This is a genomic window from Mycetocola spongiae (assembly GCF_020424085.1).
Taxonomy (GTDB): domain Bacteria; phylum Actinomycetota; class Actinomycetes; order Actinomycetales; family Microbacteriaceae; genus Mycetocola; species Mycetocola spongiae.
This window is the reverse complement of record NZ_CP080203.1, coordinates 2495480-2516385: the sequence shown is the minus strand read 5'-3', so window position 1 is coordinate 2516385 and position 20906 is coordinate 2495480. Positions and strand designations below refer to the sequence as shown.

At 66.0% G+C, this 20906-nt stretch carries 22 protein-coding genes; all 22 read right to left on the bottom strand.

Annotated features, from left to right (window positions below):
• Positions 1–10: 10 nt before the first annotated feature.
• Positions 11–313, bottom strand: a complete 303-nt coding sequence (gene rplW / locus KXZ72_RS11505) for a 50S ribosomal protein L23 (protein ID WP_226081069.1) — start codon at positions 311–313, stop codon at positions 11–13.
• Positions 310–966, bottom strand: a complete 657-nt coding sequence (gene rplD, locus KXZ72_RS11500) for a 50S ribosomal protein L4 (RefSeq protein ID WP_226081068.1) — start codon at positions 964–966, stop codon at positions 310–312. Before rplD ends, rplW begins: the two co-directional genes overlap by 4 nt.
• Before the next feature lie 5 nt (positions 967–971).
• The gene (gene rplC / locus KXZ72_RS11495; RefSeq protein ID WP_226081067.1) at positions 972–1628 is read right to left on the bottom strand and encodes a 50S ribosomal protein L3; all 657 of its coding nucleotides are present in this window, start codon (positions 1626–1628) and stop codon (positions 972–974) included.
• Between the two features lie 8 nt (positions 1629–1636).
• The gene (gene rpsJ / locus KXZ72_RS11490) at positions 1637–1945 is read right to left on the bottom strand and encodes a 30S ribosomal protein S10 (protein WP_030147986.1); all 309 of its coding nucleotides are present in this window, start codon (positions 1943–1945) and stop codon (positions 1637–1639) included.
• A 624-nt stretch (positions 1946–2569) separates the two neighbouring features.
• Positions 2570–2785 (bottom strand): antitoxin, encoded by a 216-nt coding sequence (locus KXZ72_RS11485; RefSeq protein ID WP_226081066.1) that lies wholly within the window; start codon positions 2783–2785, stop codon positions 2570–2572.
• A gap of 120 nt (positions 2786–2905) precedes the next feature.
• On the bottom strand, positions 2906–4285 hold the full coding sequence (locus tag KXZ72_RS11480) for an LLM class flavin-dependent oxidoreductase (protein ID WP_226081065.1): 1380 nt from the start codon (positions 4283–4285) through the stop codon (positions 2906–2908).
• On the bottom strand, positions 4282–5409 hold the full coding sequence (locus KXZ72_RS11475; RefSeq protein WP_226081064.1) for an acyl-CoA dehydrogenase family protein: 1128 nt from the start codon (positions 5407–5409) through the stop codon (positions 4282–4284). Before KXZ72_RS11475 ends, KXZ72_RS11480 begins: the two co-directional genes overlap by 4 nt.
• Before the next feature lie 13 nt (positions 5410–5422).
• A complete protein-coding gene (locus KXZ72_RS11470) occupies positions 5423–6346 on the bottom strand; it encodes an ABC transporter permease (RefSeq protein WP_226081063.1) in 924 nt (307 codons plus the stop codon).
• On the bottom strand, positions 6333–7409 hold the full coding sequence (locus tag KXZ72_RS11465; RefSeq protein ID WP_226081062.1) for an ABC transporter permease: 1077 nt from the start codon (positions 7407–7409) through the stop codon (positions 6333–6335). The genes KXZ72_RS11470 and KXZ72_RS11465 overlap by 14 nt, the downstream gene beginning before the upstream one ends.
• Complete coding sequence (locus KXZ72_RS11460; protein WP_264159366.1) at positions 7402–8796, bottom strand: ATP-binding cassette domain-containing protein; 1395 nt, start codon at positions 8794–8796, stop codon at positions 7402–7404. Before KXZ72_RS11460 ends, KXZ72_RS11465 begins: the two co-directional genes overlap by 8 nt.
• Before the next feature lie 131 nt (positions 8797–8927).
• On the bottom strand, positions 8928–9953 hold the full coding sequence (locus KXZ72_RS11455; RefSeq protein WP_226081061.1) for a BMP family ABC transporter substrate-binding protein: 1026 nt from the start codon (positions 9951–9953) through the stop codon (positions 8928–8930).
• A 251-nt stretch (positions 9954–10204) separates the two neighbouring features.
• Positions 10205–11398, bottom strand: a complete 1194-nt coding sequence (gene tuf, locus KXZ72_RS11450) for an elongation factor Tu (protein WP_226081060.1) — start codon at positions 11396–11398, stop codon at positions 10205–10207.
• Positions 11399–11561: 163 nt separating this feature from the next.
• Positions 11562–13676: an elongation factor G gene (gene fusA / locus KXZ72_RS11445; RefSeq protein WP_318999870.1), complete on the bottom strand. Its 2115-nt coding sequence runs from the start codon at positions 13674–13676 to the stop codon at positions 11562–11564.
• Between the two features lie 105 nt (positions 13677–13781).
• A complete protein-coding gene (gene rpsG, locus KXZ72_RS11440) occupies positions 13782–14252 on the bottom strand; it encodes a 30S ribosomal protein S7 (protein ID WP_226081059.1) in 471 nt (156 codons plus the stop codon).
• Positions 14252–14626, bottom strand: a complete 375-nt coding sequence (gene rpsL / locus KXZ72_RS11435) for a 30S ribosomal protein S12 (RefSeq protein ID WP_030147978.1) — start codon at positions 14624–14626, stop codon at positions 14252–14254. Before rpsL ends, rpsG begins: the two co-directional genes overlap by 1 nt.
• A gap of 335 nt (positions 14627–14961) precedes the next feature.
• Positions 14962–15600, bottom strand: coding sequence for a spermidine/putrescine ABC transporter substrate-binding protein (locus KXZ72_RS11430; protein WP_226081058.1), 639 nt, complete (start codon positions 15598–15600; stop codon positions 14962–14964).
• A 69-nt stretch (positions 15601–15669) separates the two neighbouring features.
• A complete protein-coding gene (locus KXZ72_RS11425) occupies positions 15670–16173 on the bottom strand; it encodes a hypothetical protein (protein ID WP_226081057.1) in 504 nt (167 codons plus the stop codon).
• 115 nt (positions 16174–16288) lie between these two features.
• Positions 16289–17518 (bottom strand): MFS transporter, encoded by a 1230-nt coding sequence (locus KXZ72_RS11420; RefSeq protein WP_226081056.1) that lies wholly within the window; start codon positions 17516–17518, stop codon positions 16289–16291.
• A gap of 99 nt (positions 17519–17617) precedes the next feature.
• Positions 17618–18331 (bottom strand): hypothetical protein, encoded by a 714-nt coding sequence (locus tag KXZ72_RS11415; protein ID WP_226081055.1) that lies wholly within the window; start codon positions 18329–18331, stop codon positions 17618–17620.
• A 158-nt stretch (positions 18332–18489) separates the two neighbouring features.
• Positions 18490–19173 carry a hypothetical protein gene (locus KXZ72_RS11410; RefSeq protein WP_226081054.1) on the bottom strand — a complete coding sequence of 228 codons (684 nt, stop codon included), beginning with the start codon at positions 19171–19173 and terminating at the stop codon, positions 18490–18492.
• A gap of 82 nt (positions 19174–19255) precedes the next feature.
• Positions 19256–19975, bottom strand: coding sequence for a hypothetical protein (locus tag KXZ72_RS11405; protein ID WP_226081053.1), 720 nt, complete (start codon positions 19973–19975; stop codon positions 19256–19258).
• A 105-nt stretch (positions 19976–20080) separates the two neighbouring features.
• Positions 20081–20884 (bottom strand): hypothetical protein, encoded by an 804-nt coding sequence (locus KXZ72_RS11400; protein WP_226081052.1) that lies wholly within the window; start codon positions 20882–20884, stop codon positions 20081–20083.
• Between the last annotated feature and the right edge of the window lie 22 nt (positions 20885–20906).

The following is a 20906-nucleotide window of genomic DNA, read 5'->3' as shown; positions in this document are numbered from 1 at the left end:
CCTTAGCCCCTTAGCCGACAGCGGTGAAGATGTCGATGGAACCCGACTTGAGCGAAACAATGGCACGCTTGGTGTCCTTGCGCTTGCCCATGCCGAACTTGGTGCGACGGGTCTTACCCTTGCGGTTCAGCGTGCTGATCGAGTCGACCTGTACGTTGAAGATCTTCTCGATAGCGAGCTTGATCTCGGTCTTATTCGAGCGGGGGTCGACCTCGAAGGTGTACTTACCCTCGTCGATCAGACCGTAGCTCTTCTCGGACACTACCGGGGCGATGATGACGTCGCGGGGGTCCTTGTTTACGATGCTGCTCATGCGGAGACCTCCTCGGTACCCTTAGCCGACTTCGCGGCAATGAATGCCTCGATTGCGGCCTTCGTGAAGACGATGTCATCCGAGATCAGAACGTCATAGGCGTTGAGCTGATCCTGGGTGATGACGTGGACCTCGGGGATGTTACGGATCGAGCGTTCGCTGATCTCGTCGTTGCGCTCCAGGACAACCAGTACGTGACGGGTCGACGCGATGGTGTCCAGGTAGGTAGCGGCTGCCTTGGTCGAGGGGGTCTCTCCGAGGGAAAGGCTCTCAACGATGTGCAGACGCTCGCCACGGGCCCGGTCGGACAGTGCTCCGCGCAGGGCGGCGGCAATCATCTTCTTGGGGGTGCGCTGCGAGTAGTCGCGGGGAGTCGGTCCATGGACGATTCCACCGCCAACCATCTGAGGGGCGCGGATCGAGCCCTGACGAGCGCGACCGGTTCCCTTCTGCTTGAACGGCTTGCGACCGGCGCCGGAGCGCTCTCCGCGGTTCTTGGTGCTGTGCGTACCCTGACGTGCGGCAGCGAGCTGCGCGACAACGACCTGGTGAATCAGCGGGACATTGGTCTCAACGTCGAACAGCTCGGCGGGAAGCTCAACGGCTCCGGCCTTCTTGCCCTTAACGTCGAGAACGTCAATCTTGGTAGCCATAGTAATTAGGCTCCCTTCACGGCGGTGCGGACGAATACGAGACGACCACGCGCACCGGGAACAGCGCCCTTAACGAGCATGAGACCCTTGTCGGCGTCGATGGAGTGGACGTGCAGGTTCATCACCGTGACACGCTCACCACCCATGCGGCCGGCCATGCGCTGGCCCTTGAAGACGCGACCCGGGGTGGATGCTCCACCGATCGAGCCGGGCTTGCGGTGGTTGCGGTGAGCACCGTGCGAAGCGGGAGCTCCACCGAAGCCGTGACGCTTCATGACACCGGCGAAACCCTTACCCTTGCTGGTACCAACGACGTCGACCTTCTGGCCGGCTTCGAAGGTGGCCTCAACGGTGAGCTCCTGACCGAGCGAATACTCGGCGGCGTCGTTGGTGCGAACCTCGGTGAGGTGGCGGCGGGGGGTAACCCCAGCCTTTTCGAAGTGACCGGCGTCGGGCTTATTTACCTTGCGCGGGTCGATCTGGCCGGCAGCGATCTGCACGGCGGTGTAGCCATCGGTCTCGATGTTGCGCACCTGGGTGACAACGTTCGGAGCAATCTCGATGACGGTGACGGGAACGAGCTTATTATTCTCGTCCCATACCTGGGTCATGCCGAGCTTGGTGCCGAGCAGACCCTTAACGGTCTTGTTCTGCGTAACCATATCCGCCCCTACAGCTTGATCTCGATGTTGACATCCGCGGGCAGGTCGAGACGCATCAGCGAGTCAACGGCCTTGGGAGTCGGGTCAACGATGTCAATAAGACGCTTGTGGGTGCGCATTTCAAAGTGCTCCCGGCTGTCCTTGTACTTATGAGGAGAACGGATTACACAAACCACGTTCTTCTCGGTCGGCAGCGGCACGGGGCCAACTACGGTTGCGCCGGCGCGAGTGACCGTGTCAACGATCTTGCGCGCCGAGGAGTCGATGACCTCGTGGTCATACGACTTAAGTCGAATGCGGATCTTCTGTCCCGCCATTTGTGACTCTCATTCTGTCTTGCGTCTTACGGTCTCCCGCATTGGACGCTCTTCCATATCGCAGATCGGGGCACACCCTTTCGGACGTACTCCTACCCACCGGGCACTACTGGATGTCGCACCACTATTTTCGATATCAACGTGACCAGCTCACGGCTTCGGCTTGCACCGGTTCCGGAAACGGGCTCCAACCCACACGGATACCTCGGGACTCACGCTGTGGGTCTCGAGGCGAGGTGGGTGGATTTTGTTGTGTCCTCCCGGCCGCGGCCCCGCCTTTCCTCCGCAAGACCGCGAGGTCAGGGGCTGAATCTAGGGCACTGCCGGCCGGTTTTTTCCGGGCCACGCGGGGCGCTTTCCGGAAAATGTCGAACCCCAAGAGTCTGACAGGTTTTAGCCCATTGTGCAACCCGCGCGTGTCGCTCGGCGTGGCGCATGATTCCGCGGAAGTACATCAAGACACGCGCGGGATGCAGGAACCACTCGCGCGGGGCGTTCCCGCCGCCCCGAAGCCACCGCGCGCGGGGAGGGTGCGGGGCCCGCACGCGGCGCCGGGGGCAAGACAAAACCCGCCCCTGCGGGAGGGGCGGGTTTTGCACTTTTGCTCGGGTGAGCAGGAGCCTGTTATTCGTTGCCGATCGCCTTATCTGCGGCGTCGCGAGCGGACTGTACCTGCTCGGTGAATTTGCCACCCGTAAGCTTATTGGCTAGGTCGGCGGCACCGTCCAGGAAGTTATCGCTGATCTCCTCGGCTTTTTCGCTCTTGATCACATCGTTGACCGCCGCGGCGTTATCGCTCACGAGGCCCTTGGCCTTGTTCACCAGATCATCAATTGCCATAGTGTCCCCTAACCAATAGGTGCGCGCGCCGGGAGTGGTGCGTTGCTCATATTATTGTCCCGAAGCCGACCCCACGCAAGGCTCCCGGTCACCCCCGTGCGGGGGTGGCCGGGAGGGCGCCTATGCGTCCCCAAACGCAGCCCGGCGGAATCCGCGCGCGCGGTGCTCCTCGGGCAGGAACGGGCCGTGGCCAGGGAAGAACTTTTCGCGCAGGGTTCCCGGGCGGTAGCGGTCCTGCATCAGCCCGCGCGAGACCAGCTCGGGCGCCACATGATCCACAAAGTCCTCGAAGGTTCCGGGCGAGGTGACGTATTGCACGTTCAGCCCGTCCACCCCCGCGTCGCTCCACCTCTGGATGTGATCGGCAATCTGCTCCGGGGTGCCCACCACACGCAGGTTGCCATACCAGCGCACAAGCTCCCCGATCGTGAGGCGGCGGTGCGGGGCCATCTCGATCAGGCTCGCGACGATCCCCGTCTGCCCCTCGGGGCGCCGCGCGATCTCCGAGATGGGTTCCTTCGGATCGTATTGGCTGAAGTCATGCCCGAGGAAGACGCTCTGCTTTGCGAGGTTGGCCTCGATCGACTGGAAATCGGTGATCTCCTCGTGCAGCCTGCGCGCTTCCTCCTCGGTGCTGCCCACCACAAAGCCCAGGATGGCCAGCAGGCGCACGCGGTCGGCGCTGCGGCCCGCCGCGACCGTGGCCGCGCGGACATCGCGCACGATGGGGGCAGCGTCCTCGGGCGTGAGCGAGTTAATAAACAGCGCCTCGGCGTTGGCCCCGGCAAAGGCGCGGCCCCGCGGGGAGACACCCGCCTGCACAAGCAGCGGCGTGCGCTGCGGGCTCGGCTCGCTCAGGTGCGGGCCCACCACGTCATAAAAGGGACCCACGTGGTTGATCTCGTGGATCTTCCGGGGATCGCTATAGCGCTGTGTCGCGCGGTCGCGCAGCACCGCGTCGTCCTCCCAGCTGGCCTCCCAGAGCTTATATACCACCTCGATAAAGTCCTCCGCGCGCGCATAGCGGTCGCCGTGCTCGGGCAGCCCCCCAAAACCCAGGTTGCGCCCGGCCCCGGGCAAAAACGTGGTGACAATATTCCAGGCGATGCGGCCGCGCGAGAGATGATCCAGCGTGGACATCTTGCGCGCAAACGTATACGGAGGCTCCTGCAGGATGTTCTGGGTCAGCACAAACCCCAGGTCCTGGGTGGCATAGGCCAGCGCGGGGATCAGCTCCCCCGGATCGTTAATCGGGAACTGCATACCCGCGGCCACCGCGAGATCGCGCGAGTTGGCAAATGTCTCATAGGGGGCCAGCACATCGGCAAAAAACAGCGTATCGAAGTGGCCGCGTTCCAGCAGCCGCGCCAGATCCACCCAGTAGTCGATGTTGTTATATTCCAGCTGGCGGCTGCCCGGGAAGGCCCACATCCCCTGATCGTGATGCGAGGCCGCAAAGATATTAAACGCGTTAAAGATGAGGGGGCGGTCGCGGGTCATGCGCGGGCCTCCTCGGCGGTGACGCCGAGCACCTGGGCGCCGATCTCGCCGGCCAATACCTCGGTGGAATAGGCCATCAACTGCCCACCCAGCGCATTACGCAGGTGGCGCTGGATCGGGGAGGTCTTCAGATAGCCCGAGGCCCCGCCGATGCGCACAGCGAGCTGCGCGATCTCCACCGCGATCTTATTGGCCAGATATTTGGAGCGCCCGAGGTTGGCAAAACCCTCGGGGTCGCCCGCGTCCAGCTGCCACAGCGTCTGCCGGATAAAGGCGCGCACCCCCTCGAGCCGGGTATGCACATCGGCCACCTCAAACTGCACCCACTGCTGATGCGAGAGCGGTTTGCCGAGGATAATGCGCGCGGAGGCGTGTTCCACGATTGCCGCGAGGGCCGCATCCGCGATGCCGAGGGAGATCTGCGGCAGGCCCGCGCCCACCGCGTTAAAGTCACCCGGGCCGGGGAGGCGGCCGCGCAGGTCCTCGCGCAGCAGCGTGTGGTTAAAGCTCAGCAGCTGGCTGCGTGTCGCGCGCAGGCCGAGAGTATCCCAGATCGGGATGATGCTCACGGTCTCGTCCGGAATCACGGCAAAAAAGGCGGGTGCGTCTCCCACGCGCGCATTCACGAGCAGATAATCGGCCAGCTCGCTCCCGGAGACAAAGCGCTTTGCGCCGTCGAGCACATAGCCTCCCGGCGCGGCGGGGGCCTCCTGCTGCGGGTTCAGGAAGCGGTTTCCGCTCGCGGGCTCGCTCAGGGCATTGGCAAAGTGCTTGCCCGCGAGGAACTCCTCGGCAAAAAAGCCGCCGCGGGTCTCCGCCGTGATGGCGGCCAGGCCCACGCCCGCCCCGAGGTGCATGAGCCATACGGTTGCGGTGGAGGGATCGGCCTCGGCGAAGATGCGCGTGATCTCGCCAAAGGCCTGATAGCTCAGGCCCGTGCCGCCCAGGGCCGCGGGAAGCACGGCGCGGTTGAGCCCGGCCTCGTGGATCGCACGGAGGTTCTCCACGGGCAGGCTGGCCTCGTCATCGTGCCGTGCGGCGCGCTCGGCGAAGCCCACCGCGAGCTCGGTGGCGGTGGCAATCAGCGCGGTTTCCGCCGCGGAGAGGGTATAGGGGGAGGTCATGGAACTCTACTTTCTAGTGGGCGGCGGCCGGGACGGCCAGGAGTCGGGTCCGGCGCCAGTGCCGCCGCGAGGCGAACGCCAGGATGAGGAGGGTGACAAGATACGGGAGCGCCTGATACGCCTCGATGGGCAGGCCCAGGTCCTGGGTCTGGGCGAGCAGCGCGAGGCTGTTAAACAGGGCAAAAAGCAGTGCGCCCCCGAGCAGGCCCCACGGGGTGCGGCGCGCGATGATCACCACGGCCAGCGCTATAAACCCCGCACCCCCGGTCATGCCCGGGGTGAACGTGCCGATGCCCGAGAGCGAGACGGCCGCGCCGCCCAGGCCCGCGAGGGCCCCGGCGATCAGGGCCGCCACGAGCCGATAGCCGGACACGGAGAGGCCGCGGTCGGCGGCAATCTGCGGGGAGTCGCCCACGGCCCGCAGGCGCAGGCCAAAGCGCGTATAGCGCAGCACGAGGGAGCTGAGGATCACCAGGAACAGGGCGAGATAAAACAGCGTCCCGGCCCCGGCCAGACCGCGGCCCAGCAGCGGAATCCCGGAGAGAAACTGTGCGCTCCACACGGGCTGGGTGGGTGCCGTGACATTGCCGCCTCCCACCACGAGCACCTGATAGATCGCGGTGCTCAGGCCCGCGCCCAGCAGCCCCAGCGCGATACCCACGATGATGATATCGGCGCGGCCCGCGGTGGTGGCCAGGCCCAGGATCAGCCCGAGCAGCAGGCCCGCGCCGATCCCGGCAAGCACACCGATCCAGAAGCCGCCCGCGAGCGAGCCGGCCACGCCGCATACGGCACCCACCAGCATCATGCCCTCGATGCCGACGTTAAAACCGCCCGCGCGCTCGAGGAAAATCTCGCCAAGCCCTGCAAAAATCACGGGTGCGCACAGGGCAAAGGCCCCGGCGATCACGGCCGTCCAAAACTCAACGCTGCCCATCGGGTAGTGCCTTCCGTATCTGAGGGGTCCGGCGGCGGGCGCGCGGGACGGCAAGAATGAGGGCGGCCGCGAGCAGCAGGATTCCCTGGCTGACCGTGCCCACCGCCGCGGGTGTGCTGCCCGTGGCCACCTGGATACCGTTCGCGCCGGTGGTGAGCGAGGCATAGACCACCGCCGCGGCGAGGATCCCCAGCGGGTGATAGCGGCCGAGTACCGCGACCGCGATTCCGGCAAAGCCGATACCGGCGCTGACCCCGGGCTGCAGGCGCTCGTCCACGCCCATCAGCTGCATCCAGCCGGCGAGCCCGGCGAAGGCCCCGGAGACCAGCATCGTGCCCAGCACGGCGCGGGTCTGTCCGAGTCCCGCGCGCGCCGCGAGCAGCGGGCGCTGGCCATAAACATCAAGCAGGAATCGGCGCTTACCGCGGCCGAGGTACAGGGCCACCGCGATAATCAGCAGCACCAGGAGCAGGCCCGCGTGCAGGCGGCCCGCCACGGGCAGCTGCGGCAGCAGGAAGGGTTCGGGGATGGGCGCGCTCTGCGGGGTGGCCGAGCCCGCGGGATTGCGCAGGTCGGTGCGGAGCAGATATTTCAGGAGATAGCCGGCGAGGTAATTGGCCAGGAGCGTGGCGAGAATCTCGTTCATGCCCCAGCGCGCGCGGCCCAGCGCGGGCAGCAGCGACCAGGCAGCGCCCGCGGCGGCGCCGGTCAGTGCGCCCAGCGGCAACGCGATCCAGGCGGGCACGCCGGGGCCGATCCCGAGCGAGAGCGCCGTGGCGGCAATTGCCCCCACGATCATCTGCCCCTCGGCGCCCACCGTGATGATGCCGGCGCGCAGCGCCCCGGAGACCCCGAGCGCCACCACCGCGATCGGAAGCGCATAGACGAGGGTCTGGCTCACGGCATATCCTGTGCCAAAGGCGCCGCGGAACCAGCCGCCGGCCGCGACCCCGAGCTGGCCACCGGTGGCGAGGATCAGCGCCCCGAGGATCGCGGCACCCGCGAGGGCATAGGTCACGCGCAGGGCGGGACCCGAGCGCAGCGAGCGAATCAGGTCAGTCATGGGAGGTTGTTTCCGTGAGGCCGGCCATGGCGCGGCCGATGCGATCAAGATCAAAGTGTTCCCGCGTGAACTCCGCGGCGATCTCGCCGTGGGCAAGAACCAGCGTGCGATCGGCCAGCTCGCGCACCTCGTCGAGGTCCGCGGAGATCAGGAGCACCGCGGTGCCCGCCGCCGCGGCCTCGCGCACGCGCGAACGGATCGCGCCCGCTGCCTGCACGTCGAGGCCCTGGGTGGGTCCGTGCAGGATGAGCACGGCGGGCTCGGTTGCCAGTTCCCGGCCCACGAGCAGCTTCTGGGCGTTTCCCCCGGAGAGGGTTCCGGCGGCCACCGCGGGATCGGGTGGGCGCACGTCGTGGCGCGCTATCAGCTCGCGGGTGATCCGGGTGATCAGGTCCCAGCGCAGCCTTCCACGGCGAATCACCCCGGGAACCGCGAGGGAGCCCAGCGCGACCGAGTGGGTCAGCGGGGAGCGCGGCAGCAGCGCCTCGCGGCGATCCTCGGGCACATAGCCCACGCGCGCGATCGCGGCCGCGCGCGGTCCCGCCGCGAGGGTAGTGCCGTCCACGATGATCTCGCCCTCCCGGCGGGGCAGCGCACCAATAATGGACTCGGCGAGGGCACGCTGGCCGTTGCCGGCCACCCCCACCACTCCCAGGATCTCCCCGCGGGCCACCGCGAGGCTCACCAGGTTCACGCGCTCGGAGCCGCCACCCGCGCTCACCCCGCTCAGGCGGAGGCGCTCCGGGCCTCCCGGAAACGGCCGTCCCGGGGAGGCGGGAGGCAGCTCACCGACCATCGCGCGCACCAGCTCCGCATCGCCCACATCACGCACGCGGGCGCGCATCGTGACCCGGCCGCGGTTAAGCACGGTGACCTCATCGGCCACGGCACGAACCTCCGCGATCCGGTGCGTGATCAGGACCACGGTGACCCCGGAATCGGCGAGGGCGCGCACGCGATCAAAGAGCCCCCGGGTCTCCAGCGGGCCCAGCGCACTCGTGGGTTCGTCGAGGAGCAGGATGCGGGCACCCTGGGCCAGCGCGATCGCGAGCTCCCCCAGCTGGCGTTCGGCCAGGCCCATGAGGCGCACGGGAATATCGGTGCGCACCGGGATGCCGGCCTCCGCGGCCGCGGCCGAGAGCCTGCCCGCCGCGTATTCGCGGCGCACCAGGCGGCCCGCCGCGGAGGCGGCGATATTCTCGGCGAGCGTGAACTCGGGCAGCAGGCTCAGCTGCTGCGGGACCAGGCCGATGCCGTGGCCGATTGCGGCGGAGCGGGAGCCAAGCTCGGCGGGGACTCCCCCGATCACCACCTCGCCCGCGGTGGGGCGTTGCAGCCCCGCGAGAATGCGCACCACGGTGGATTTTCCGGCGCCGTTTTCACCCACGAGGGCGTGGACGCTGCCGGGCACCAGGTCCAGGGAGACGTCATCCAGCGCGCGGACCGCGCCAAATTGCTGGGTTATGCCCCGGAGCGCAAGCGGCGGAACCGCCGCGCCCCGGGCCTGTGCGGCGCTAATTACTTCTTCAGTTCGGGAAGAGTAAACGAACCATCGGCGAGCGAGGCGGCCAGGGCGGCCACCTGCTCGTCCAGATCGGCGGGAACATCGGGGGCCGCGGCCACCGTGTTCACATCGCCCAGCAGCAGACCCTTATTCGCGATCGTGGAGGTATAGGAGTGGTTGCCAAATTTGCCAGCTTTAAGCCGGGCGAGCGCCTCGGTCAGGGTCGGGGTGAAGTCCAGCTTCACGAGGCCCACGTTGACCTCGGCGGCATCGGCCGTGGAGGCATTGGACGCGCCGATCGTGGCGATCCCGGCGGTCTTCGCGGCCGAGATCACTCCCGGGGTGAAGCCCTCACCCGCGGTGATGATGAGCTTGGCACCCAGATCGGCCTGGGCCTTGGTGGCCTGCGCGGCGAGCTGCGCGTCCTCCCAGTTGCCGGTGAAGATGGGCTTCAGCTCCACGGCCGCGGGGTTGGCATCGGTGATGCCGAGCGAGGTATAGCGGTAGCTGATCTCGTTAAAGGGGGCCAGTTCCCCGTCCACCACGGCGATCGGCGAGAGCCCGGTCTTGCCGGCGAACCAGCCGGTCAGATAGCCGGCCTCATCGGTGGCATAGGTCCAGGTCTCCACATTTGCGGTGGACTTTTCGAGGATATCCGCGCCGCCGGTGGCGATGAAGTGGGTATCGGGCAGTTCCTGGCCCACCTTGAGGATCGAATCGGAGAAGCCCAGGCCCCAGCCGATCACGAGGTCAAATCCCTCCGCGGCGAACTGCCGGAAGATTGGCTCGGCATCGCTCGGGTTGACCACCGATTCGCGGATCTGGATATCGAGGTTCTCGGATTTTTCCAGGTTGTGCACGGCATCGGCCGCGTACTGGTTAAAGCCGCCATCGGTTGCGACGCCGCCGAGGACCACGGCGACCTTCACAGTGGCATTGGCGGAATCGGGGGTGCCGGGCTCGGCCGAGGCGGAGCATCCCACCAGGACGCCCAGGACGGGGACGGCGAGGAGGGCGAGCAGGGAGGTACGACGTTTCACGGGGATGCCTTTCGGGGAAAACACCGCGGCCGCCGCTGGGGGATTGCGTCCGGGTGTGGTGCAGGAAACACACTCTATCCGCGCTCCCCCGGCGCCAAAATCGGCCCGCGTCACGCATCGACACCGGCGGTCATAAACGGTCATCTTGCCGTCGCGCCACCCCGAAATGACGCCCCCAAAAACGACAACACCCCCGCGGGCCGAAGCCCGCGGGGGTGTTGTTTAGCGTAACGCTAGATCAGGAAGTGAAATTACTTAATGATCTTCGTAACGGTACCGGCACCTACGGTGCGGCCACCCTCACGGATAGCGAAGCCGAGGCCCTCTTCCATGGCGATGGGCTGGATCAGCTCAACGGTCATGTCCACGGTGTCACCGGGGAGAACCAGCTCGACACCCTCGGGGAGGGTGATGACGCCGGTCACGTCGGTGGTGCGGAAGTAGAACTGGGGGCGGTAGTTCGCGTAGAACGGGTTGTGGCGTCCACCCTCATCCTTGGAAAGGATATAGGCGGTTCCCTCGAAGTTGGTGTGAGGGGTAACCGAACCGGGCTTTACGATAACCTGACCGCGCTCAACGTCCTCGCGCTTGGTACCGCGAAGCAGCAGACCACAGTTCTCGCCGGCCCAAGCCTCGTCGAGCTGCTTGTGGAACATCTCGATACCGGTAACGATGGTCTTCTGCGTAGCGCGCAGACCAACGATCTCGATCTCCGAGTTGATTGCCAGGGTGCCACGCTCGGCGCGGCCGGTGACAACGGTTCCACGACCGGTGATCGTGAAGACGTCCTCAACGGGCATCAGGAAGGGCTTGTCGCGGTCACGAACGGGGTCGGGAACGTTGGCGTCCACGGCGTTCATGAGCTCAACGATCGAGTTGACCCACTTCTCTTCGCCCTCGAGGGCCTTGAGTGCGGATACGCGAACGACGGGGGCGTTGTCGCCATCGAAGTTCTGGCTCGAGAGGAGTTCACGAACCTCGAGCTCTACGAGCTCCAGGATTTCCTCGTCCTCAACCATGTCGGACTTGTTCAGCGCGACGAGCAGGTAGGGAACACCAACCTGCTTGGCGAGCAGAACGTGCTCACGGGTCTGAGCCATCGGACCGTCGGTAGCGGCAACCACGAGGATTGCGCCATCCATCTGAGCGGCACCGGTGATCATGTTCTTGATGTAGTCGGCGTGACCCGGGGCGTCAACGTGTGCATAGTGACGCTTCTCGGTCTCATACTCCACGTGGGAGATGTTGATCGTGATACCACGCTGGCGCTCCTCGGGAGCGGAGTCGATGGTAGCGAAGTCGCGCTGTACGTTGGTCGCGGACGGGTATACGTCAGCGAGAACCTTCGAGATGGCCGCGGTAAGGGTGGTCTTACCGTGGTCAACGTGACCGATGGTTCCGATGTTTACGTGCGGCTTGTTCCGCTCGAACTTGGCCTTAGCCACTGGGTCCTCCTCAGGACTTTGTGCAGCAACACCGCATGCTGGATTGCACGAGGGCTACTACAGGGTTTGTCAATTTTATGTTACTAGGTTTCGTCGGCGTTACGGCGCGTCGCCGCGGTTGTAGAGTCTACCCCCGCGGCAACACACCGGAAAACCGCAGAGGCTATTCGCCCTTGTTCTTCTGGACGATCTCCTCGGCTACTGCCTTGGGGACCTCAGCATAGCTGTCGAAGGTCATCGAGTACACCGCGCGGCCCGAGGTCTTAGACCGCAGATCGCCGACATAACCGAACATTTCCGACAGGGGGACGTTGGCACGGATCACCTTGATGCCCGTGGCGTCCTCCATCGACGAGATCTGTCCACGGCGCGAGTTAAGGTCACCGATGACATCTCCCATGTACTCTTCGGGAGTACGAACCTCAACGGCCATGAGCGGCTCGAGGAGGACCGGGCTCGCCTTGCGGAGAGCCTCCTTCATACCGATCGATCCCGCGATCTTGAACGCCATTTCGGACGAGTCAACATCGTGTGCGGCACCATCGAGAAGCGATGCGCGGACGCCCACCATGGGGTATCCAGCGAGGATACCAACCTGCATGGCGTCCTTGAATCCGGCGTCAACGGAGGGGATGTACTCGCGAGGAATACGGCCACCGGTGACCTTATTTTCGAATTCGTAAATCTTGTCTTCGGTAACTTCCATCGGCTCAATCGCAAACTGGATCTTTGCGAACTGACCCGAACCACCGGTCTGCTTCTTGTGCGTGTAGTCGTGCTTCGGGACGGCCTTACGGATCGTCTCGCGGAAGGCAACCTGGGGCTTACCCACGTTGGCCTCAACCTTGAACTCGCGCTTCATGCGGTCAACGAGGATGTCGAGGTGAAGCTCACCCATACCCTTGATGACGGTCTGACCGGTCTCCTGGTTGAGCTCCACGCGGAACGTGGGGTCTTCCTCGGCCAGCTTCTGAATGGCGGTTCCGAGCTTCTCCTGGTCGGCCTTGGTCTTGGGCTCAATTGCAACCTCAATGACGGGCTCGGGGAAGGTCATCGACTCAAGAACTACCTGCGAGTTGGGGTCGGTCAGGGTGTCACCGGTGGTGGTGTCCTTCAGTCCGATAACCGCGTAGATGTGGCCGGCGGTCACCCGGTCAACGGGGAGCTCCTTATTGGCCTGCATCTGGAAGATCTTTCCGATGCGCTCCTTCTTGCCCTTGGTGGCGTTATAGATGCCCTCACCGGAATCGGCGGAACCCGAATAAACGCGCACGTAGGTCAGACGACCGAAGAAGGGGTGAACGGCAACCTTGAACGCAAGAGCGGCGAAGGGCTCGTCGGCGTCGGGACGACGCTCGATGATCTTCTCTTCGTCGCGCACGTCGCGGGCCTCGATGGCACCCACGTCGAGCGGCGAGGGGAGGTAGTCCACCACGGCGTCGAGCATGGGCTGAACGCCACGGTTCTTGAAGGCCGAGCCACACAGCACGGGGTAGATCTCCGAGTTAACGGTGAGCTTACGGATCGCGCCCTTGATCTCGGCTACGGTCAGCTCCTCGCCACCGAAGTACTTCTCCATGAGTGCATCGTCGGTCTCGGCGACGGTCTCGAGCAGCAGGGTGCGGTATTCCGCAGCCTTCTCCACGAGGTCCGCGGGGATCTCCTCGATGGCGTACTTGGCGCCCATCTGGACGTCACCCTTTGCGTCTCCACGCCAGGTCAGTGCACGCATCTCAACGAGGTCAACAACACCCTCGAACTCGCTCTCGGCGCCGATGGGCAGCTGGATAACCAGCGGCTTGGCTCCGAGGCGGTTGATGATGGTGTCTACGGTGTAGTAGAAGTCGGCACCGAGCTTATCCATCTTGTTTACAAAACAGATGCGCGGAACGTTGTACTTATCGGCCTGACGCCACACGGTCTCGGACTGGGGCTCAACGCCCTCCTTGCCGTCGAACACGGCGACGGCGCCATCGAGGACGCGCAGCGAGCGCTCTACCTCAACGGTGAAGTCAACGTGACCGGGGGTGTCAATGATGTTGATCTGGTTCTTATTCCAGAAACAGGTCACGGCGGCAGACGTGATCGTAATGCCGCGCTCCTGCTCCTGCTCCATCCAGTCGGTGGTGGCACCGCCGTCGTGGGTCTCACCGATCTTGTGGTTAACACCGGTATAGAACAGGATGCGCTCGGTCGTAGTGGTCTTACCAGCATCGATGTGCGCCATGATGCCGATGTTGCGGACCTTATTCAGGTCGGTGAGCACGTCAAGTGCCACGGGGTTCCTCCGATTTGTTGTAGGTCTTGAAGACAAACGAGGTTTCCGGCCCGGCCGGGGGCGCCCATCCGAGGATGCGCACCCCCGACCGTTCCGGAGTGCTCGCTACCAGCGGTAGTGAGCGAAGGCCTTATTCGACTCGGCCATCTTGTGGGTGTCTTCACGACGCTTCACAGCGGCGCCCAGACCGTTCGACGCGTCGAGGATCTCGTTGGTGAGACGCTCGGTCATCGTCTTTTCACGACGGCCCTTGGCGTAGGACACAAGCCAACGCAGAGCAAGGGTGTTGGCACGGTGAGGCTTAACCTCAACGGGCACCTGGTAGGTCGAACCACCGACACGACGGCTGCGAACCTCAAGGGTGGGGCGCACGTTATCGAGTGCCTTCTTGAGGGTTACAACGGCGTCCTGGCCGTTCTTGGCGGACACTGCGGAGAGTGCATCGTAAACGATGCGCTCGGCGAGGCCCTTCTTGCCGTCAACAAGAATCTTGTTCACGAGCTGGCTGACAATCGGTGCGCCGTAAACCGGATCGGCTACGACGGGGCGCTTCGGAGCGGGTCCCTTACGAGGCATTACTTCTTCTCCTTCTTGGCGCCGTAGCGGCTACGAGCCTGCTTGCGGTTCTTCACTGCCTGAGTGTCGAGCGCGCCGCGAACAATCTTGTAACGCACACCGGGAAGGTCCTTTACACGACCACCGCGCACGAGCACCATCGAGTGCTCCTGCAGGTTGTGGCCCTCGCCGGGAATATAGGCGGTGACCTCGGTGCCGTTAGAGAGCTTCACACGGGCGACCTTACGCATCGCCGAGTTGGGCTTCTTCGGGGTGGTGGTGTAAACGCGGGTGCAAACACCACGCTGCTGGGGGTTGGCCTTCAGAGCGGGAGCCTTGGTCTTGGTGACCTTCGGCGTACGCCCCTTCCGGACCAACTGCTGAATAGTTGGCACAACTTCTCCTTGTTTTTGCTGCACGGTGACAGCTGCTACGTGTTTCGAGCATTCGTGATCGCGGTTTTTCCCGGGGGAAAGCGCCGGCAATCTCGAGTTCATCTGGACCCATCGAATCGGGGGTTGAGCCCTGAATCGGAACTGACGGGTATGCCGTGGGGGTCACTCATCGTGGATGAGCGCACCCGTAGTGTGTGTTCCACCGGCGTGACCACCGCAAATCCGAGGATTTTAGCGGACACGCGCGACAAAGCGCACACCTCAAAAATAGTAGTTGCTCAGGCGGTGCAGGTCAAACGCCCGGGCGCGTCGCGTCGGCGTGGCGGACGGGCCCCCTAGCCCCAGCGCGAGGGCGGTGCGTCCAGGGTGTTATGTAAATCGGCGAGAAGCGCGGCGATCTGGGGTTCCACAAAGCGCTCGACCTCCGCGGCGATGCGCTCGCGGTGTTCGCTCAGGGCGCGCACCATCAGCCGTCCGGCATGCCCGGCACACTCATCGGCGAGGCGCACCTCGGTGCGCAGGGCCGTCTTGGCCTCCTCGCTCAGCGGCGCGGGCACCGGATCGGGGGAACCGGGCGAGGCCAGCTCGGCGAGGGTAAAAAGAAACGGCTCCCCGGGCACGGGCTCGGGGTCGCAGGGCAGTCCATCGTATTCGGGATCAAGCCCCGCCTCGGGGCGATAGCCGTGCGCCTTGGCCGCGGCCATCCGCGCGAGTTCGGCCTCCAGGAGCGGCAGATTGCGGCGGGTATAGCCGTCCACCTCCTCGTCGATCACGCGCTTCAGCCGCGTGGAGAGCCCGTGGGTCACCCCGTGTGGCACATCCGAGCCGAGCCCGGCCGCGCCAAGCAGCGGCGAACCCAGGCAGATCCGGCAGATGCGCACGCGCCCGCGATGCGAGGCCGGCTCCCAGCGCGGCAGCCAGCGCAACCAGGCGTCTACCGCCTGCGCCGTGCGCTGTTCCAGGGTGCGCTCCATGACACGAGCGTAGCCGGAGGACGGCCTAAAAGACCAGGTTCCGGGGAAAATACGGTGGTCGCGGCGGCGCTAGGAATCCTCCTCCCAGTGCCAGCGGGTGGGCGTATGGCCGCGGCCCGCGGCGGCCGAGAGGGCCAACAGGGAGGGCAGAATCAGCGCGGCGAGGACCCCCGCGGTGAGCGAGAACGGGCGCAGAAGCGCGTGCAGGGCGGCGTCGGTCCCGGCGGCGAGCGTGCCCGCGGCGAGCAGTTGCCCGGCCCCGATCGTGGCCGCATAGGCCACCCAGATCAGCAGGCCCAGCGCGATGCCCGCGGCAATGCGCGACGGGACCCGCGCGGGTTCGGAACCGGTATCGCGGTGCAGGGACCGCAGCGCGGCCAGCGCAAAGATCAGCGCGGCCATCAGCGCGGCAAGCGGGCCCAGCAGCGGCCCGGCCCCCGGAATATCGATGACCTCCTCATCGCTGAAGAGGCTGATCATGCCGAAGGCGGCAACCAGCGCCGCGAGAAAAATGAGGGTCGCGGCGAACGTATATCCCAGCGCGCGGGCGAGGCTGGGTCGCGGTGCTGTCACGGCGCGGGCCTCCTCGGTTTTGGATTCCGGTCTGTTTTGATCCTAGGCGAGCGCGCGGGGAAGCAAAAATACCCCGGTCCGCGCCGAGGCGGGACCGGGGTATCCGGGCGGTGGACTAGCGTCCCTGAAGCTGCGGGCCGTTATCCAGCAGGTGCTCGTATTCCTCGCGGGCAGCGGCATTGCGGGCGTTCATTCGGCGGCCGCGCGCGGCACCCCAGAGCCCAAACCAGATCGGGATCTCGCGGCCGAGGATAAACGCCGCGAGCGAGGTCACGCTGAACAGCCGCACCAGGGTCGCGGTGAGAACCTCATCCGAGTAGATGGTCTGCGCATCGGCGATCAGCTGACCACCGGTGGCACCGATGGCCGCGAAGAGGCCAATCAGCAGGCCGCCCAGCACGTGGGCCCACCATCCGGCACGGTTCACGATGGCGGCGATCAGCACGCTGCCCAGGAAGTACATGGCCACGGCGAGCCAGAACCACAGCGAACCGAGGAATTCCAGCGGCTCGCGGGACTCCCCAAAATACTGGCCGTGCAGATAGGTCACGCCGCAGAGCAGCGCGGCAAAAACGATCGTGGACGGGATCGAGATCAGGATTCCGGCCACGCGGTTTCCCGCGGCACGCGGGGCCACGGGGGCCTCAACATATACGGGAACCGGACGCGCCGGTGCCGCGGGCGCGGCCGCCACCGGGGCCGCGGCGGCCTCGGGATATTCGGGCAGGCCGGCGCGGGAATCGGCAACCGATTCCGGGTGAATAAAGGCGCGCGCGGGCAGGTGGTGGGGGCCCTCATCCGGCGCCGCGGTGGGGACCGCATCCGATTCCAGGACCGGGGGCATAATCGGGGTGCTGCGGGCCTGCCCGGCCAGCCCCCGATCGGGCTGGGGTGCGGGATCGGGCACGCTGCCCTCGTGGCGCTGCGGCACGGGCTCGGCCGCCGGTGCCGGGGCGGCGGCCTCGGCATCGGGGTGACCCGCGGGAACCTCGGAGGCGGCGGGGGTCGTGGGCTCGGCCGGAGCGGCGGGCTCCGCGGGCGCGGCGATGCCCTCGGCGATCGGGGAGAACGCGGCGGCGGGCAGCACCACCGGTACCGTCTCGGCGGGCTCGGCCGAGATCACCGCCTCGAGCGGCTCGGCCGGGGCCTCGGTGCCGCGGGCCGGGGGCTTGGTGAGCGGGGGTGTTGGCGTAGCGGGGGGCTCGTCCTCGCCGATCGGATCCGTGCCCACGGGCTCGGTCAGAACGGCATCGATCAGCGCCTCCGAGAAATGCTCGGGCGCGGCCGGCTTCTCCCCGGGATCGGGGGTGTGCGCGTCCTCGGGTCCGGTGGTGTTCTTCGACATCGGCGGGCTCCTCACTTAAGGCGGTGGACCGAGAGTTCCTCTTGGTTTCCGTCGCCACACTTTACCGCCGTTTTGACTCAAAACGGTGGATTAACGTCACTAACCGGGGAAAAGGGTTTCCACGATATCCGCGGTATAGCCGGTGGGGGCGGTCTTTTCCCAGGCCGTGGCCAACCAGATGCCCTCGCGCAAGAAATGTGATTCCCCGCGCGCACCCTCGGCGGTATCCCGGGAGAGCAGGCAGCGCGTGCCGGCGTTCTCGCGCGTGCACTTGGCGCCGATTGTGGTCAGGCGGGCGATCGTGGCCCTCTGCGCGGCCGCATCCACGCGGGTGAGGTTGGTGGTCAGCGCGGAGGCGCCCACGCTCCCCCAGGTGCAGCGCAGCCCCGGATTTGCCGCGAGTTCCGCGGAGAGGGTGGCATCGGCGCTGCCCACGCTGCCCTCCAGGCCGGGATCGTTCAGCGGGCCAAAGCGGTGCAGCTTCTCAAAATAGGCGGGGCTATAAAGTGCGGCGCAATTCTGCGGATTTGGCCGGGTATCCGGGCTGCCCAGCGGCGCGGGCGCTCCGGGGGCCGCTGGGGCGGGGCGATCCGGAACGGGGGCGACGCTCGGCTCGGCGGTCTCCGGGATCTCGGCGTCGCCACCGCCGAGGTTAATGCCGTTATTGGCCACCGCGATAAAGCCCACGATCATGATGCCCAGCACCCCGATGGACGCGATAAAGCCGATCAGGAAGCGCAGGCCACGCCCGCGTCGCGGGGCGGGAGCGGGCGCTACCGGCCGCGGGTACGGCGGGGTATTCGGGTCCGTCACGATGATCCTCTCGTTGCGGCGAGGGCGAAACGCCACTCAGAGTCTATCCGGCACACCCGGGAGGCCCCGTGCGCCGCTTTGCGGGCCGCGCGCGGCGCGCGGGAACCACGGGGCGTCCCGCGCCTCCCGTGGCGGAGGCGGGCCCGTGCGGGCCTTGGCTAGGGCCACAGGGTCGAGGCGATGTCCTCGGTATAGCCCTTCATCTCGCCGCCGCCCCAGTGGGTGGCGATCCAGACGTCATCGCGGAAGAAATGGGATTCACCGGCCTGCAGGTCGCCATCCACCCAGCCCTCGGTGCCGGGGCCCACCAGGAGCTTCGCGCAGAGCTCCCCGCCGCGCTCCTCGGAGCATATAAAACCCTCCTGGGCCAGGCGCGCGCGCACGAGGTCATGGGTCGCGGTATCCACATGGACAATATTGGTATTGATGCCAAACTCGCTCGGGAGTCCCCAGGAGCAGTGCAGCCCCGGGTCCTCATCCAGCAGCCCCACCAGGACCTCGTCGTTGCTGCCGCGCGAGTCGATGAGGAGCGGATCATTTAACGGAAAATCGGGTGAGTCCAGGGAGGAGAACATCGACTCCGAATAGATATCACGGCAATCGCCGGGGTGGGGAGAGCCCGCCTCGGCGGTGGCGCCGGGTTCCGCCGAGGCGGTGGGTGCCGGGGAAGTCGGTTCCGTGGCGGAGGCAGAGGGGCTGGGCTTCGCCGCCGGGGTGGTGGTGCCCAATGCGATTCCCAGCGCGATACCCGCGGCGATAAATACCCCCAGCACCACCCAGATGACGATCCAGCCGCGCGAACGCTTTTCGGCGGTGTTCTCGGGGTGACGGGGCTCGCTCATGGGGGTCCTTTGATCGGGCGGGGATTAACCACGAGGGTGGCCGGGCCAACGGCCCGACCACCATGCTACGCGAACGTGGTCGCTAGGAACCAAACACGTGATCGATGATCTCGCCCGTATAGTCGTAGCGGTAGAAGTTCACCTCAACCGAGCTCAGCCAGATGCCATCCCGCAGGAAGGCGGTCTCGACGCGGCCGGCCTTCTTGCCGTATTCCGGGTCCTCATAGTGCACCTGTTCGCACAGCGTGCCACCGCGGGTCTCCTCGCACGTGGCACCCAGGGTATTCAGGCGCTGCATGATGACGGCCTGCTGCTCCGCGTTTACCTGCGCGATGCTGGTGCCCGCCCCGGACTCGCCCGCGCTATTCCAGGTGCAGGTCAGGTGCGGGATCGAGTTCAGCAGCGCCGAGAGCTCGGGGTCTTCAACACCCTCCAGCTGATTAGTCGGATCGTTCATCGGTACACCGATTTTATTTTTAAAGTCCTCGGAGAAGAGGTCCTCGCACGTGGCGGGCACCGCGACCGGGGCCGCACTGCTGGGGCTGGGCGAGGCCTCCCCCGTGGGGCTCGGGCTGGGAGCCGGGGTTGTCGGGGCGATGCTACTGGCCGAGGGCGCGGGCTCCTCGGGCGCGGCGCTCTTGGCCACCACGGCCCAGACGATCAGGGCGATGACCACCACCGCGGCCACGATGATTCCCACCCACAGGCCGGTTTTTTTCGCGCGCGCTGCGGGTGCTGTACCCTCGCCGGCCGGGCCGTTTGGATCTTGCGCCGGGCCCGTGGGTGGCAGAGAAGTAGACATAAGGTTTCCCCCCAAATAATGTGATTTATACCCACCTTAGGGGGCAACGCCACGCAAAAACGCCACGCGGGTGAGGCGTTCTGGATTTGTTATCGGCGACGGTTTCTACTGCGCGGAACCGAAGATCTTCCCCGCGATGGATTCGGTGTAATTCGGGGGTGCAATCATGGACCAGTGGGTCGCCACCCACAGCCCGTCCCGGAGAAATGCCGATTCGCCGGCACCATAGGAATACATCGGATCCGTCTCCGCGGAGAGCCCCCACGGCATGGCCTCCCGGTCTTCCTCGGTCAGGTCCTTGGGATCCACTAAGAGCTTTGAGCAGCGCGTGCCGCCCGCGACCTCACCACAGGTAAAACCGGTGGCACGCATCCGTGCAAGAACGTCCGCGGACTGCGCCTCGGTCACCCCGGTGACATTGGTGACCAGCCCGACCTCCCCCGGGGGCCCCCAGGTGCAGGTGAGGTGCGGGGTCGCCGTGATGAGGGCCTGGAGCTGCGGGTCCAGGCTGCCGATTCCGGACGTCTGTTGGCCGTGATTCTCATCCAGCCCGGTCCCGCGCAGTAGGGTCAGCATCGCCGGCGTGTAGATCTGCTCGCAGCTCGACGGCACCCCAACCCGCACCGCGGTGGGCTCCGGCTCCGGCTCGGGCTCGGGCGCGGCGGTGGGCCCGGCGGGCGTAGCCGAGACTTCAATCGTGGGAGTGGTGGTCGGTGACGGGCTAGACCCCGTGGCCTCCGGCTCCGCGGCGCCCCGGGTGATCCCGATGGTCACGGCAACCGCCGCGATCACCACCACGGCCCCCGCCGCGATCAGCCAGTTTCGTCGGGCCGTGCCCGGCGAGCTGGCCGCATCGCTGCCCGTCTCCTCGGGCCCGTTGTCTTCCGACAGGTGCTCACGATCCACCATTATTACCCCCTTGTATACAGAT